14 protein-coding genes are annotated in these 15,002 nt (G+C 67.6%); 8 read left to right on the top strand and 6 right to left on the bottom strand.

All coding sequences use genetic code 11. The annotated features are described in order from the left end of the window. The first annotated feature begins 92 nt into the window (after nt 1-92). Complete coding sequence (locus IEX93_RS06750) at nt 93-1,337, top strand: aspartate aminotransferase family protein (protein ID WP_188847460.1); 1,245 nt, start codon at nt 93-95, stop codon at nt 1,335-1,337. 1 nt (nt 1,338) lies between these two features. Further along, entirely contained in the window at nt 1,339-3,555 is a 2,217-nt protein-coding gene (gene rnr / locus IEX93_RS06745; RefSeq protein WP_188847459.1) for a ribonuclease R, read from the top strand. A gap of 89 nt (nt 3,556-3,644) precedes the next feature. On the opposite strand, the gene amrB is transcribed toward rnr, so the two are convergent. Next, a complete protein-coding gene (gene amrB / locus IEX93_RS06740) occupies nt 3,645-4,781 on the bottom strand; it encodes an AmmeMemoRadiSam system protein B (protein ID WP_188847458.1) in 1,137 nt (378 codons plus the stop codon). Further along, the gene (locus IEX93_RS06735; RefSeq protein ID WP_188847457.1) at nt 4,759-6,054 is read right to left on the bottom strand and encodes an HDIG domain-containing metalloprotein; all 1,296 of its coding nucleotides are present in this window, start codon (nt 6,052-6,054) and stop codon (nt 4,759-4,761) included. Before IEX93_RS06735 ends, amrB begins: the two co-directional genes overlap by 23 nt. On the opposite strand from IEX93_RS06735, the gene coaE reads away from it, so the two are divergent. From coaE to IEX93_RS06715, 4 genes are read left to right on the top strand one after another with little or no spacing between them, the layout of a single operon-like run. Then, on the top strand, nt 6,034-6,639 hold the full coding sequence (gene coaE, locus IEX93_RS06730; protein ID WP_188847456.1) for a dephospho-CoA kinase: 606 nt from the start codon (nt 6,034-6,036) through the stop codon (nt 6,637-6,639). The two genes, IEX93_RS06735 and coaE, sit on opposite strands and share 21 nt — an antisense overlap. Nucleotides 6,640-6,644: 5 nt before the next feature. Further along, a complete protein-coding gene (locus IEX93_RS06725) occupies nt 6,645-7,337 on the top strand; it encodes an SDR family oxidoreductase (RefSeq protein WP_188847455.1) in 693 nt (230 codons plus the stop codon). Between the two features lie 9 nt (nt 7,338-7,346). Continuing rightward, nucleotides 7,347-7,754, top strand: a complete 408-nt coding sequence (locus tag IEX93_RS06720) for a SufE family protein (RefSeq protein WP_188847454.1) — start codon at nt 7,347-7,349, stop codon at nt 7,752-7,754. Continuing rightward, complete coding sequence (locus IEX93_RS06715; protein ID WP_188847453.1) at nt 7,755-8,285, top strand: glycerol-3-phosphate acyltransferase; 531 nt, start codon at nt 7,755-7,757, stop codon at nt 8,283-8,285. Nucleotides 8,286-8,412: 127 nt separating this feature from the next. On the opposite strand, the gene IEX93_RS06710 is transcribed toward IEX93_RS06715, so the two are convergent. Continuing rightward, nucleotides 8,413-9,342, bottom strand: a complete 930-nt coding sequence (locus IEX93_RS06710) for an NAD-dependent epimerase/dehydratase family protein (RefSeq protein ID WP_188847452.1) — start codon at nt 9,340-9,342, stop codon at nt 8,413-8,415. 48 nt (nt 9,343-9,390) lie between these two features. Between IEX93_RS06710 and IEX93_RS06705 the strand changes: the two genes are divergently transcribed. Beyond that, nucleotides 9,391-9,588: a hypothetical protein gene (locus tag IEX93_RS06705; protein WP_188847451.1), complete on the top strand. Its 198-nt coding sequence runs from the start codon at nt 9,391-9,393 to the stop codon at nt 9,586-9,588. Here IEX93_RS06705 and IEX93_RS06700 read toward each other — a convergent pair whose 3' ends face one another. Further along, a complete protein-coding gene (locus tag IEX93_RS06700) occupies nt 9,589-10,155 on the bottom strand; it encodes a thioredoxin family protein (RefSeq protein ID WP_188847450.1) in 567 nt (188 codons plus the stop codon). It lies immediately after the preceding gene. Between the two features lie 67 nt (nt 10,156-10,222). Between IEX93_RS06700 and IEX93_RS06695 the strand changes: the two genes are divergently transcribed. After that, nucleotides 10,223-12,643, top strand: coding sequence for a cation-translocating P-type ATPase (locus tag IEX93_RS06695; RefSeq protein ID WP_188847449.1), 2,421 nt, complete (start codon nt 10,223-10,225; stop codon nt 12,641-12,643). A gap of 166 nt (nt 12,644-12,809) precedes the next feature. Here IEX93_RS06695 and IEX93_RS06690 read toward each other — a convergent pair whose 3' ends face one another. Both IEX93_RS06690 and IEX93_RS06685 read right to left on the bottom strand, forming a co-directional pair. Next, complete coding sequence (locus IEX93_RS06690; protein WP_188847448.1) at nt 12,810-13,250, bottom strand: universal stress protein; 441 nt, start codon at nt 13,248-13,250, stop codon at nt 12,810-12,812. Between the two features lie 3 nt (nt 13,251-13,253). Beyond that, entirely contained in the window at nt 13,254-14,975 is a 1,722-nt protein-coding gene (locus tag IEX93_RS06685; protein WP_188847447.1) for a ribonuclease J, read from the bottom strand. Between the last annotated feature and the right edge of the window lie 27 nt (nt 14,976-15,002).

Genomic DNA, 15,002 nt, shown 5'->3' with positions numbered 1-15,002 from the left:
CCTTACCCATCGCCTGGGTAGCTAGGGTGGCGGCGTGAATAGTGTCGGAGCGAATAACCGAAGGGGGGATATACTCAGGATAAGATTGGGGCATGGAGCTGGATCCCTTCACCCTTTTTGAGCGGCACATCAACCCGGGGCTTGCGGGGCTTCTCCGGTTTACCGGCTTGGACCGGGTGGAGTCCCATGCGGAGGGCCCCTACGTCTGGGACACCGAGGGCAAGCGCTACCTGGACTTTTTGGGCCTTTACGGCACCCTGAACCTGGGCCACCGCCACCCCAAGGTGGTGGAGGCGGTGAAGCGCCAGCTTGACCGCATGCCCATGTCCGTGCGGGTCCTGGTCTCGGAGCCCACGGCGAGGCTTGCCGCTAAGCTCGCCGAGATCACCCCCGAGGGGCTAGAGATGGTCTTCTTCGGCAACTCCGGGGCCGAGGCGGTGGAGGCGGCCATTAAGCTGGCCCGGGCCTACACGGGCAAGCCTGGGATCATCACCACCCAAGGGGGGTTCCACGGCAAGACCATGGGGGCGCTCTCCCTCACCCCCAAGCCCGAGTACCAGGACCCCGCAAGGCCCCTCCTCCCCGGGGTCAAGGTGGTGCCCTACGGGGACCTGGAAGCCCTCGAGGCGGCCATAGACCAGGACACCGCCGCGGTCATCGTGGAGCCCGTCCAGGGGGAGGGGGGGATCCGGGTGCCCCCGGAGGGGTACCTGAGGGGCGTGCGGGAGCTCACCCGGGAAAAGGGCGTCCTCATGATCGCCGACGAGGTGCAGACTGGCCTGGGCCGCACGGGAAAGCTTTTCGGGGTGGACTGGGAGGGGGTTTCGCCTGACCTCATGACCCTGGCCAAGGCCTTGGGGGGCGGGGTGATGCCCATCGGGGCCTGCGTGGGGCGGCGGGAGGTTTTTGAGGTCTTCAAGGAAAACCCCCTCTACCACTCCTCCACCTTCGGCGGCAACCCCCTGGCGGCGGCGGCGGCTTTGGCGGCCATAGAGGTCACCCTGGAGGAGGACCTTCCCGCAAGGGCTTTGGCCTTGGGCCAGTACCTGATGGAGGGCTTGCGGACGCTCAAGGACCAGTACCCCCACCTCATAGAGGACGTGCGGGGGAGGGGGCTCATGGTGGGGGTGGAGTTCACCGACGCTGACATCGGCGCCCTGGTGGTGGCGGAGCTTGCGGAAAGGGGCGTGATCACCGCCTTCGGGCTGAATAACCCCAAGGTGGTGCGCCTCGAGCCTCCCCTCATCATCGGCAAGGAGCACGTGGACGAGGCCCTTTCGGCCCTCTCCGAGAGCCTAAAGGCCACGGAGAAGACCCTCGAGGGCCTCCTGGAATAGAATGCAGGAAACCCTACTGGAGTTTTTCAAAAGAACCGGCAAACCCCACCGGCTGGAGGAGATCCTCCACCGCTTCGGCCTGGAGAAACGAGAGGCCAAAGCCTACCTGAACGCCCTGGTGCGCCAGGGGCTATTGGAGAAGCGGGGAAGCCGCTACTTCCTCCCCAACAAGGTGACGGGGCCCATCAGCCTTCACAAGGACGGGTACGGCTTCGTCCGCCTCCCCGAGAAGGACCTCTTCATCCCCCCTGGGCACACGGGGGACGCCTGGCCCGACGACCTGGTGGAGGCCCGGGTCATGCCCCCGGGGCGGGACGGGAGGCCCTGGGGGGTGGTGGAGCGCGTCATAAAGCGGGCCCGGGAGCGGGTGGTGGGCACCTTAGACTTCCGGCGGGGCTACGCCGTCCTCATCCCCGACGAGCCCGGCCTTCCCGAGCTCAGGCTTCTGCCCGAGGGCCTTGCGGGTCTAAAGCGGGGAAGCCGTATCGTGGCCCGGGTCCACTACGGGAAGCGCCCCTTCGGGGAGTTCTTGGCGTACCTGGGGGAGGGGGAGGCCCCCGAGACGGAGACGGAGGCGGTCATCGCCAAGTACGGCCTTAGGGCCGAGTTCCCCGAGGAGGTCTTGAAGGAGGCGGAGGCCATCCCCCTGGAGATCCCCGAGGCGGAGCTTGGGCGGCGGGAGGACTTTAGGGGCCTTCGGGTCTTCACCATAGACGGGGTGGACGCCAAGGACTTTGACGACGCCATCCACATTGAAAGGCTTCCCAAGGGGTACCGGGTGGGCGTCCATATCGCCGACGTCTCCTACTACGTGAAGGAGGGAAGCCCCTTGGACCAGGAGGCCTTCCTCCGGGGGACGAGCGTCTACCTGCCAGGGCGGGTCCTCCCCATGCTTCCCGAGAGGCTTTCCAACGGGGTTTGCTCCCTGAAGCCCGGCGAGGACCGCCTGACCCTTTCCGTTTTGGTGGAGTTGGGCGAGGACCTTTCCGTGAGGCGGGTGCGCTTTAGGGAAGGGGTCATCCGGAGCGTGGCCCGCCTCACCTACACCGAGGTGGAGGCCTTCGCCGAGGGGTTTGGCCTGCCCGAGGAGCACGCCTTCTTGGCCGAGGACCTAAAGCTCCTCTTGGACCTCACCCAGAGGATGCGAGAAAAGCGCCTCCAGGCGGGGGCCTTGGACTTCAGCTTCCCCGAGGTGAAGGTGGAGGTGGAAGACGGCACCCTCCACCTCATCCCCCAGGCGGAGCCCAAGGCCCGAAGCCTCATTGAGGAGCTCATGCTCCTGGCCAACCGCCTGGTGGCGGAGTACCTGGTGGAGCGTGGCCTTCCCGGGCTTTTCCGGGTCCACGAGGAGCCTCTGGAAGAGGCCTACGCCAAGCTTCGCCAGGCCCTGGCCCGGCTAGGCTACGCCTTGCCGGAAAAGATCTCCTCTAAGGCCTTGCAAAGGGTCCTTCTTGAGGCCAAAGGGCGGCCCGAGGAGCCGGTGGTGGCGAACCTCGTCCTCCGCTCCCTAAGGCTTGCCCGCTACGCCGCCCAGAACCTGGGCCATTTTGGCCTCGCCCTGGAGCACTACCTCCACTTCACGAGCCCCATCCGCCGCTACCCCGACCTTGTGGTCCACCGGGTCTTGCGCTCGGCCCTAAGGCGCACCCTCACCCCCGCCAAGAAGGCCCGCTGGCTGGAGACCTTTCCCGCCATCGCCGAGCACGCCTCGGAGATGGAAAGGAAGGCGGAGGCGGCGGAAAGGGAGCTCACCAAGTACTACATGGCCAAGTGGGCCGAGCTTCACCTGGGGGAGCGCTTTTTGGGGAAGGTCACCGGGGTGGCGAGCTTTGGCGCTTTTGTGATGCTCCCCAACGGGGTGGAAGGTCTTGTGCGCCTCGAGGCCTTGGGCCCTTACACCTACAGCGAGGAGGCCCTGGCCCTTCTCGGCCCCAAGGGGAAGCGGATCCGCCTGGGGGACGAGCTGGAGGTGGCGATCGCCGCAAGCAACCCCAGGCTTCGGCAGATTGACCTAGTTCCCTACCAAGAGCCCCAAGCGGTCTCGCGGAAAAAGGGAGAAAAGGGAAAGGAGGTGGAGATGCGCAAGGTGGTGGGACCCCCCAAGGACAAGAACCGGGACACCCGGCCCGAGCGGGCCACGGTGAACACCATTTACTTCGGCGAGTGGCAGCCCAAGGCGCCTAACCCCGCCCAAAAGCGCCGCAGGAAGCGGCGCTAAGGTGCCCATCCCTTAGGCCTTCCAGAGCACTGCCCTAGGCCATGCGCCTACTTGGGGCCCCCACCGTGGCTTTCGCCACGGTGGGGTGCTTAGGCGGGGAAGGCCAGCGTGCCCGCCCCCACGGCGCTAAGGGTGGGGGCCTCGAGGTCTAGGCGGTAGGCCAGGACCTCCCCTTTTCTCCCTTGGAGGAGGGGGGAGAGGCTTGCCACCACCTCCAAAGCGTCCAGGCGGGTGGGGTTTCTCCCCAGGTGGGCGAGGGCGGCCTCGGGCTCCCCTTGGGCGAGCTTTTCCAAAAAGCCCAGGTCCCGCCGCCGGGCCTCCTGGGCCAGGGGAGGGGAGAGGGGCGGGTCCCCGAAGCGGGGCCCCACGTGGGAGAGGTCCACCGCCAGGACCAAAAGCCCGGGGCGCTCCTTGAGCACCACCCGCAGGGCCTCCCCAAGCTCCTTAGACCTTCGGCCCACCAGAAGGGGGACGAAGCGGGCCTCGGGGAAGGCCCCCTTGAGGAAGAAGAGGGGAAGCTCCAGGCTATGCTCCTCCCGGAAGGCCAGGGGGGTGTTGAAGAGCTCAAAGGGGAGGAGGGCGTTTAGGGCCTGGAGGGCGGGGAGGTCGGGGAGGGCGGGGCCGAAGGGGGTGTGGAAGGGGACGGGGAGGGCGGCCGCCCTCTCCTTGAGGGGCCGGTGGGCGACCCCCACCAGGTAGACCCTTTCCGGGGGCGGGGTCTTCTCCAGGGCGGCTAAAGCCGCCCCATAAGCCTCGGGGACGCGGGCGGGCTCCAGGTGGGGGAGGAGGAGGACCTCGGCCTTCGGGGCCTCCCCCCCGTAGCTCGCCCGGAAGGCCTGGAGGAAGGCCCGGGCCTCCTTTTCCCCTTCCGGGTAGGAAAGCCCCGCCAGGCGCATGGGCCGCTCCCGCTTGAGCTTTTCCTCCTCCTCCCTTAGCCTCGCCTCCACCTCCTCGGTGAGGAGGAGGCCCGCTTCCGCCAGGGCCTGGGCCAGGTTTTGGAGTTCCTCCATGGGGAGGAGGACCCCGTGGGCCTTGAAGACCTCCTCTTGCACCTCCCTTAGGGTCTTTCCCTCCATGAGGGAAAGGAGGAGAAGCCCCCCTTCCGTGAGGACCAGGGGCTTCTCGTAGACCCCGTAGGGATCGGATAAGAGGAACCCGCCCTCCACCGGGGTGATCTGGGGCTCGCGAAGCCTCAAGGGGCCTTCAAGGGGCGTTTGGCGCTCCATGCTCCCTCCAATATAGGAGAAAGGCCCGGGCCTCTTCCTCCGTGCGCACCCTTCCTTCTGCTTGGGCGAGGAGGAGGGCCTTTAGCGCCTTTCCCACCTCGGGGCCTGGGGGGAGGCCTAGGAGGGCCATCACCTCCTCCCCGGAGAGAAGGGGCCTTTGGGGGAGGGGTTCGGCCAAGGCTTCTTGGAAGGCCTCCAGGAGGGTGTGGGCCTCTCCCTCCACCCCCTTGGCTCCAAGCCGGTCCGCCGACATGAGGTAGAGGAGGTCCGGGAGGAGGTCCTGGCGTTTTAAGAGGAAGCGGCGGAGGGCCTTCCTTTCCTCGGGGGGGCGGTCCATGTGGCGGCGCACCAAAAGGGCCACCTTCTCCACCGTCTCCTTGGGAAAGCGGAGCCAAAGGAGGCTTGCCCGGGCGATCTCCGCCCCCACCTCGGCGTGGCCCAGGAAGCGGTAGCGGCCCGCCTCGAGGTCAAAGCGGCGGGTTAGGGCCTTGCCCACGTCGTGGTAGAGGGCGGCGAGGCGGGCCTCCAGGGAGGCCTCGGGCCAGAGCCAAAGGAGGTGGAAGACCACGCTTAGGGTGTGCTCCCAGGCGGGGAGGTGGTGCACTCCCCCTTGCTCTAGGCCCACCAGGAGGGCGAGCTCGGGCCAGTAGACCCCAAGAAGCCCCACCCTCTCCAGGAGGCGGAGGCCGAAGGCCGCCCTGGGGGAGAGGAGGAGCTTGGAGAGCTCCTCCCGCACCCGCTCCCGGGCGGGGAGGGCCTCGGGGTGGTCCCTTAGGAAACGGGCGTGGCGGGAAAGGGCCTTCCTCGTCCCTTGGGGAAGGCCCAGGCCCAAGGTGGCGGCGAGGCGCACCCCCCGGAGACTTCGCAGGTGGTCCTCGTAGAGGTTCTCCTCCCGCACGGGGATGAGGACCCGCCGCCTCAGGTCCTCCTCCGCCCCCTTGAGCCCAAAGACGGCCCCCCCTTTCCAGAGGAGGGCGTTCAGGCGGAAGTCCCGCTTGAGGAGGTCTTCTTCCAGGCTTCCCTCCAGGGGGGTGAAGTCCAGGGTGCGCCCCCCCACCACCAGGCGGTAGTGGCCCCGCTCGGGGTCCAAGGGGAAAAGGCTTCCTCCCAAGCGCCTTTGGGTCTCCCGGGCCGCCTTCTCGGGGTCCAGGGCCACGTAGTCCAGGTCCGCGGGCCTTCTTCCCAAAAGGAGGTCCCGCACGGCACCCCCTGCGGGGAAGGCGCCTTTGGGGGTATAAAAGGGGAAGTCCCTATGGGCCAAGAGGCGAAGCACCCCATCATTATCGGCATCACCGGGAACATCGGAAGCGGCAAGAGCACCCTGGCCCGCCTTCTCCGCCAGAAGGGCTACCCCGTCCTGGACGCCGATCTCCTTGCGGAAAAGGCCCGGGAGAACAAGGAGGAAGAGCTCAAGCGCCTCTTCCCCGAGGCTTTCCGGGAAGGCGTCCTGGACCGGCGGGCCTTGGGGCGGCTCGTCTTCTCCGACCCCGAGCGGCTTAGGGCCTTGGAGGCGGTGGTCCACCCCGAGGTGCGCCGCCTTTTGGAGGCGGAGCTTGCCCGCCTTCGGGCCCCCCTGGTCTTCTTGGAGATCCCCCTTCTCTTTGAGAAGGGCTGGGAAGGGCGCCTCCACGGGGTCATCCTGGTGGCGGCCCCTTTGGAGGAGCGGGTGAAGCGGGTGGTGGCCCGCTCCGGCCTTTCCCCCGAGGAGGTCCTGGCCCGGGAAAGGGCCCAGATGCCCGAGGAGGAGAAGCGAAAGAAGGCCACCTGGGTTTTGGAGAACACGGGGAGCCTCGAGGACCTCAAGGAGGCCCTGGAAGGGGTCCTGCTGGAAATCCGGAGGCGGTTTGGGGTAGGGTAAAAGGCATGCGGGTGGCGCTCATCTCGGGGGCGAGCCGGGGGATCGGCGAGGCCATCGCCCGGCTTCTTCACGCCCATGGCTACAAGGTGGGGCTTTTCGCCCGGGACGAAGGGCGGCTTAGGGCTTTGGCGGAGGACCTGGGGGAAGGGGCGCTTCCCCTGGTGGGGGACGTGCGAAGCCTTGGGGACTGGGAAAGGGCCGTGGCCCGGTTGGAGGAGGCCTTTGGCGGCCTTTCGGCCTTGGTGAATAACGCGGGGATCGGGACCTTCAAGCCCGTGGCCGAGCTTTCCGAGGAGGAGCTTCGGGAGGTTTTGGACGTGAACCTGGTGGGGCCCTTCCTGGGCTTGAAGGCCGCCCTTCCCGCCCTCCTCCGCGCCCGGGGGGTGGTGGTGAACATCGGAAGCCTCGCCGGGAAGAACCCTTTTAAGGGCGGGGCCGCCTACAACGCCAGCAAGTTCGGCCTCTTGGGCCTCATGGGGGCGGCCATGCTGGAGCTCAGGGACCAGGGGGTGCGGGTGGTGAACATCCTCCCGGGCTCGGTGGACACGGGCTTCGCCGGGAACACCCCGGGGGCCTCATGGAAGCTTTCCCCGGAGGACGTGGCCCGGGCGGTCCTCTTCGCCCTGGAGATGCCGGAGAGGGCTCTTGTGAGCGAGATAGAGCTCAGGCCCACCCATGTGGCCGCCAAAGGGGGGTAGGCTAGGGGTATGGCGCTTCCGCCCAAGCTACAGGCCGCTTTGGACCTGATCCGCTCCCTGCCCAAGGAGCTCAAGACCGAGGTCCTCCTGGACTACGCCAAGAAGGTTCCCCCGCCCCCCCCGGGGGTGGAGCTGGAGCGGGTGCACGAGTGCCAGACCCCCTTCTTCCTGAAGGCGGAGGTGGAGGGGGGAAGGGTGCGCCTCCACTTCATGGTCCCCGACGAGGCCCCCACGGTGAAGGCCTTCGCCGGGCTTCTTAAAGAGGGCCTCGAGGGGGAGACCCCCGAGGCGGTGCTGGCCGTGCCCCCCTCCTTCTACCGGGGGGCGGGGCTTGAGGAGATCCTCACGCCCCTCAGGCTAAGGGGCCTCGAGGCGGCCCTCCTCCGCCTCCAAAACCAGGTGCGCCGGGCCCTTTAGATGCTTTGGGCGTTGCTTCTGGGCTACGGGGTGGGGGGGCTTCCCGTGGCCTACTGGTTCGGGGCCCTCCGGGGGCGGGACCTCCTTAGGGAAGGGGGCTTAGGGCTTGGAGCGGTCTGCCGCTTTCTGGGCCCAATTCCCGCCTTCTTGGTCTTTCTTTTGGACTTCTTCCGGGGGGTGATGGCCGTGCCCTTGGGGGAGGCGGTGGCCCAGGACCCCCTCGGGGGCCTTTGGGCGGGGATGGGGGCCATCTTGGGGCAGGCCTTTTCCCCTTGGCTTTTCTTCCGGGGCGGGACGGCCTGGCCCCTGGCGGCAGGGGTCCTCTTCGCCGTGGACCCTAGGGTCCTTTTGGGGGCGGGCCTCCTCTTCCTCGCCCTTTACGCCCTGAGCCGAAGGGCTTTCCGGGCCCTTGGGGCCACGGCTTTGGCCCTGCCCCTCCTCTTCGCCCTTTTGGACCCCACCCCGGCCTACCTCTTCTTCGGCCTGGGGGCCGGGCTTGCCCTGGCCTTGAGCCTGAGGGAAGGCCTCTAGTAGGGCAGGGGCCAGGTGCGGAAGTAGTCCCGCACCCTTCCCCAAAGCCCCACCAGGCCCAGGGGCTCGAGGAGCTTCTCAAGCCCCCTTTCGGGCATCCCGTGTTGCGAAACCAGCGTGCGGCCACTTAGCGGCGGAAGTACGCCACCGTGCGGTGGATGCCTTCCTTAAACCCCACCTTGGGCCTAAAGCCGTGGGCCATGAGCTTGAGGGGGGAAAGGACGCTCCTTTCCAGGTCCCCGGGGCGCGGGGGGGCGGGCTGGACCACGGGGGTCTTCCCGGCCGCCTCGGCCACGGCCTCGAGGACCTCCCTCGTGGTGTGCCCTTCCCCGGTGCCCACGTTGTAAATCCCTTCCAGGGAGAAGAGGGCGAGGGCGTGGGCCTCGGCCACGTCCTCCACGTAGATGTAGTCCCGCACGCACCCCTCGTCCCCGGGGGTCTTGCGGGCGTAGAGGGTCACGGGCTCCCCCTTTAGGATCCGCTCGGCGAAGATGGCCACCACCCCCGCCTCCCCGTGGGGGTCCTGCCTGGGCCCGTAGACGTTGGCGTAGCGCAAGGAGACCCACTTGAGGCCGTAGTTTTGCCCGTAGACGGAAAGGTAGTGCTCAAAGGCCGCCTTGCTTGCGGCGTAAGGGCTTTTGGGGCGGGGGGGCCAGGTCTCCTCGGCCCGTTCCCCTTCGGGCACCTCCCCGTAGATGGCCCCCCCCGTGGAGGCGAAGACCAGCTTCTCCACCCCCCACCTGCGGCAGGCCTCCAGGAGGTTGAGCCCCCCCAGGAGGTTCACCTCAAAGTCCAGGAGGGGGTTTTCCACGCTCACCTTCACCGAGGCCTGGGCCGCCTGGTGGGAGACGTGGGTGGGGCGGAACTCCCGGAAGGCCCGCTCCACCCCCTCCTTGTCCCGTAGGTCCACCTGGAAGAAGGGGACGCCTTTGGGTACGTTCTCCCGCTTGCCCGTGGCCAGGTTGTCCAGGACCGCCACCTCCAAGCCCTTGGCGAGGAGGTCCTCCACGATATGGCTTCCGATGAAACCGGCACCGCCCGTCACCAACACGCGCATCGCCACCTCCGGGCCGAAGCCCGGAGGCAGTCTACCATCTGGGTTAGGATGGGGCGCGTGAGGCTTGTCTCCCACCTGGTGGCCCTTCTCGCCCGGGTTTTCCCGCAAAGGAGAGGGTGTCCCGTCTGCGGCCTGCCCGAGGGCCTGGCCCGGGAGGTGAGGGCTTACCGGCGGTACTGCCCCCGGGTGGCCTTTCGGGCCTGCCCCTACGACCCGAGGCGGGGCCTTTGGCGCCAGCGGCGGTGATCAGCCGATCCTGACCTCCGGCTCGTTCCCCGGCTTCCACTTGATGGTGCAGCCGATGGCGGGGGCCTCGGCCAAGGGGGGGTCCTTGCCCTGGAGGAGGGCCCCTATAGCTGCCTCGAGGTCGTGGCTTTGCGCCTGGCTTGGGTCCTTGGGGTTGTCGCTCACCCGTCCGTGATAGCGGAGAAGCCTCCTTTCGTCAAAGAGGAAGACCTCCGGGGTGCGTAAGGCCCGGTAGGCCTTGGCCACCTCCTGGGTCTCGTCCAGGAGGTAGGGGAAGAAGATGCCGCGCTCCTCGGCGAAGGCCACCATCTTCTCCGGGGCGTCCTCGGGGTACTTCTCGTAGTCGTTGGCGTTGAGGCCCACGAAGGCCACCTTCCCCCGGTACTTCTCCGCCAGGGCCACCAGCTCCCCGATAGAGCCCTTGACGTAGGGGCAGTGGTTGCACATGAAGACCACGGCCAGCAAAGGCTCCTGGAACTGGGAAAGCCGGTAGCGCCCGCCCCGGGGGTCGGGAAGCTCGGCGTCTATGAGGGGGCTTCCTAGGGGGAGTTCTGGGTACTGGAGCATGGCCTGAGTTTACCCCAAGGCTTGGCCCGGGACAAAGGTCTTTAGCGGCTTTGGGTATCTTTGGGGTATGCGCGGCCTTTCCTCGGAGGAGGCCCAAAGACTTCTGCGCCAGCACGGGCCCAACGCCCTGCCGGAAAAGCCCCCCGAGCCCCTTTGGCGCAGGTTTCTCCGCCAGTTTCAAAGCCCCCTGATCTACATTCTCCTTTTTGCCCTTCTGGTGGATCTTTTCCTGTGGCTTGCCGAGGGGGCGCGCGGGGTCCCCTTGGAGGCTTGGAGCATCCTGGCCATCCTCCTCCTGAACGCCGGGCTCGGCACCTTCCAGGAGAAGCGCTCGGAGGAAGCCCTGAAGCGGCTTAAGGCCCTGGCGGAACCCATGGTCTACGTCCTGCGGGACGGCCGCTTCCTCCGCCTGCCAAGCCGGGAGCTCGTCCCCGGGGACGTGGTGCGCCTCGAGGCGGGGGACCGGGTCCCGGCGGACGGCCTCCTCCTGGAGGCGAGGGGGGTTTTGGTGGACGAAAGCGTCCTCACCGGGGAAAGCGTCCCCGTGGAGAAAGGGGAGGGGGAGGAGGTCCACGCCGGGACCCTTCTGGTGCGGGGGCGGGCCCTCATGAAGGTCACCCGCACCGGGGTGAGGAGCGCCATGGGCCGGATCGCCCTCCTCCTTTCCGAGATGGAGGAGGAGAAGACCCCCTTGGAGCGCCGCCTCGAGGCCTTCGGGAGCCGGGTGGCCCGCTACGTCCTCCTCCTAGCCCTCCTCCTGGTGCTCCTGGGCTTCTTGGCGGAGGGGTTTTCCGCCAAGGTCCTCCTCTTCGCCGTGGCCCTGGCGGTGGCCGCCGTGCCCGAGGGGCTTCCCGCCATCCTCACCCTGGCCCTGAGCCTGGGGGTGGAAAGGATGGCCCGCCGCAAGGCGGTGGTGCGGCGCCTATCGGCGGTGGAGGCCCTGGGGAGCGTGACGGTCATCGCCACCGACAAGACGGGCACCCTCACGGAAAACCGCATGGAGGTGGAAAAGGTGGTGGGGCCCGACCCGGAAAGGGCTTTGCTGGCCATGGTCCTTTGCAACGACGCCGACCCCACCACGGGGGCCGGGGACCCCTTGGAGCTCGGCCTTCTCCGCTACGCCGCCCAGCAAGGCCTTGACGTGGAGGGCCTGCGAAAAAGCCATCCCCGCCTCTCCGAGCGCCCCTTTGACAGCGCCTGGAAGTACATGCGGGTCACCACGCCCAAAGGGAGTTTCCTCAAAGGGGCTCCCGAGGTCCTGATCCCTCGTCTGAGCGCCTCGGAGGCGGAAAAGGAGGCCTTCCTGAAGGAGGCGGAGGCCCACGCGGCCCAGGGCTACCGGGTCTTGGCCTTCGCCTTTGGCGAGGGGGAGGCCGAGGAAAACCTCCGTTTCTTGGGCTTCGCCCTCCTCCTGGACCCGCCCCGGCCAGAGGTGCCGGAGGCGATGCGGAGGATCCTCAAAGCGGGGGTGCGGGTGGTGATGGTCACCGGGGACCACCCGGCCACCGCCTTGGCCGTTGCTCGCCGCATCGGCCTGCCGGTGGAGGTGCTGGCCACGGGGGAGGACCTGGAGGACCTTTCCGACGAGGAGCTTGTGGAGGTGGACGTCTTCGCCCGGGTCAGGCCGGAGCACAAGCTAAGGATCGTGGAGGCCCTGCAGAAAGCGGGGGAGGTGGTGGCCATGACCGGGGACGGGGTGAACGATGCCCCGGCCCTCAAGCGGGCGGACGTGGGGGTGGCCATGGGGCAAAGGGGCTCGGACGTGAGCCGGGAGGTGGCGGACCTCGTCCTCCTGGACGACAACTTTGCCACCATCGTGGCCGCCATAGAGGAGGGGCGGAGCATCTACGAGAACATCCAGAAGTTCCTCCGCTTCCTCTTCTCCACCAACCTCTCCGAGGTTTTGGTGGTGGCCCTCGGCATGGTCTTCGCCGCCCTTTTGGGTCTTAGGGACGCCGCCGGCCACCTACTCCTCCCCCTCACCGCCGTGCAGATCCTCTGGATCAACCTGGTCACGGACGGCCTCCCCGCCTTGGCCCTGGCCTTGGACCGGAACCCCGGGGTCCTGGACCGCCCTCCAAGGCCTAAGGAAAGCCCGCTTTTGGACGGGCCCTCTTTGCGCTTCATCCTCCTTACGGGTACGGTGAAGGCGGGCATAGCCCTGGCCCTTTTGGCCTTGCTGCCTGGCTGGGTGGGGGTGGAGGCGGCCCGGAGCGCCGCCTTCCATTTCATGGCGGTGGGGCAGCTCTTCTTCGCCTACGCCGCCCGGCACACCCACCTTATGCCCCTTCCCAACCCCTACCTGCACGGGGCCGTGGCTTTGGGGGTCCTGGCCCAGGTGGGCTTAGGCGCCTGGGTCCCCGGGGTTCTGGAGGCGGTGCCCCTGCCCTGGCCCGTCTGGAGCCTGGTCTTGGGGGCGGCCCTTGGGGCTTGGGGCTTGGCCGAGGCGGTGGACCGGATCGTGTGGCGGAAGGAGGTGCGGCGATGAAGGCGAAAGAGGCGATGGTAAGCCCGATGGTGAGCGTGCATCTTCCCCACCTACCGGGCCCCATGCTCCTGGGGTGTTTTCTGAACGGGGGCGGTTGAAGGCGTTGCGAAAGCTGGCCGTCCTCTCCTGGGACACCCTAGCTTTACGGCGTGGGGCTCCTCTGGCTTTACGCCTTGCGGTAGGGGACCACCAAGACGGGCTTAGGGCTTTTGCGCACCACCTCCTGGGCCACGCTACCCAGAAGGAGCCGGTCTAGCCCGGTGCGCCCGTGGGTGCCCATGACGATGAGGTCGTGCCTTTCCGCCTCCTTTAGGATGGCCTCCGCCGCCCGCCCCTCCACCAGGTGGGCTTCAAAGGCCACCCCGGCCTCCTCGGCCATGCGGGTGGCCCGGTTTAAGGCCTTGATCCCCTCTTGGCGGAGGTCCTCCAGGAGGGCCTGGTGGTAAGGGAGGCTTTCGGGCCCTAGGAGAAGCCTGGGGCCAAGGGGCTCTAAGGCGTAAAGGAAGGCCACCTCGGCCCCCAGGGCTTTGGCCAAGCGGAGGCCCTCGGCGAGGGCCCTTTCCGCCGCCTCGCTCCCGTCCGTGGGCAGAAGCAAGCGCTTGTACATGGTCTACCCCTCTATCACCACGGGCAGGATCATGGGGTCGCGGCCCGTGGCCTTCTTCAAGAACTTCTTCACCGGGTAGTAGATGTCGTCCCGGATGCGCTCCAGGGGCTTCTTCTCCCGGACCCCCCTGAGAAGGGCCTCGAGGGCCATCCTTCGCACCTCGCCCAAAAGCTTCTCCCCGGCCTTGACGAACCCCCGGGAGACCACCTCCACCACCGGGTCCTCCCCGGCGAGGGCGGTGATGACCACCAGGCCCTCCTCGGCCATGTGGCGGCGGTCGGCCAGGATCTCCTCGGTGATGTCCCCCACCCCCAGGCCGTCCACGTAGAGGACCCCGTGGGGCACCGTCCCCACCTTGTCAAAGCTATCCCGGGTGAGGCGGTAAACGGCCCCGTTTTCCCCGATGAGGGTCTTCTCCGGGGGATGGCTCATGGACTCCGCCAGCCACTTGAAGTTGGTCTGGTGGCGCACCTCCCCGTGCCAGGGGAGGAAGAAGCGGGGGGTGGTGAGGTTGAGGATCAGCTTGAGCTCCTCCTGGGAGGCGTGCCCCGAGGCGTGGACCTTGTAGGTGGGGGGGTAGAGGACGTAGGCCCCCAGGGCGTAGAGGCGGTTGATGACCCGGTTCACCGCCTCCTCGTTCCCGGGGATGGGGCTAGAGGAGAGGATCACCGTGTCCCCTGGCTTGATGGCCATCTTGGCGTGCCCCTCAAAGGCCAGGCGGTGGAGGACGGACATGGGCTGGCCCTGGCTCCCCGTAGCCAGGATGAGGACCTGGTGGTCCGGGAGGTCCTTGACCTCCTCGAGGGTGTAGAGGCGGTCCTTCACCTTGAGGTAGCCGAGCTCCATGGCGATGCGGCTGAACTTGAGCATGCTCCGCCCCTCCATGGCCACCTTGCGCCCGTACTTCTCCGCCGCCCAGATCACCGACTGGATGCGGTGGATGTGGCTGGCGAAGGTGGTGACGAAGACCCGCCCCGGGGCGCGGCCGATCACCCGGTCCAGCTCCTTGGCGATCTCCATCTCGCTTGGGGTGTAGCCCGGGCGCTCGGCGTTGGTGGCGTCGGCGATGAGGAGCAGAACCCCTTCCGCCCCCGCCTGGGCCACCTTGGCCAGGTGGGAGACCTTCCCGTCAATGGGGGTGGGGTCCAGCTTGAAGTCCCCCGTGTGGACGATGGTGCCGATGGGGGTGCGGATCACCAGCCCGGAGTTGTCGGGGATGGAGTGGGTCATGCGGAAGAGGTCCAGGGTGAAGTACCGCCCCACCTGGATGCGGTCGTCGGGGGAGATCTCCTTCAGGTTGAAGGCCCCGGGCCTCAGGCCGAACTCCTCAAGCTTGCCCCGGAGAAGCCCCAGGGTGAGCCTAGCCCCGTAGATGGGGATGGGGCTTTCCTTGCCGAAGATCATGGGGAGGAGGAAGGGAAGCCCCCCGATGTGGTCCTCGTGGCCGTGGGTGAGGACCCAGGCCTTGATCCGGTGGCGGTTTTCTATCAGGTAGTCCACCCGGGGGATGAGGAGGTCCACCCCGGGCATTCCCTCGTCGGGGAAGGCGAGGCCGCCATCCAGGACAAACATCTCGTCCCGGAAGCGGAAGACGGTGATGTTCTTGCCGATCTCCCCCATCCCCCCTAAGGGGATGATCTCCACGTGGTCCTGGGGGCCGCCTTGGGACCCCTCCTGGGGCCTTCTGCGGCGCCTCCTCCTCGGTTTCCGTTCCTGGTTTTCCATAAACCTCCCATCTTCCCGGCAGGGCCG

The organism is Thermus composti (genome assembly GCF_014647535.1).
GTDB classification, from domain to species: domain Bacteria; phylum Deinococcota; class Deinococci; order Deinococcales; family Thermaceae; genus Thermus; species Thermus composti.
The sequence above is the reverse complement of the archived record's forward strand: the minus strand, read 5'-3'. Positions and strand labels throughout refer to the sequence as shown.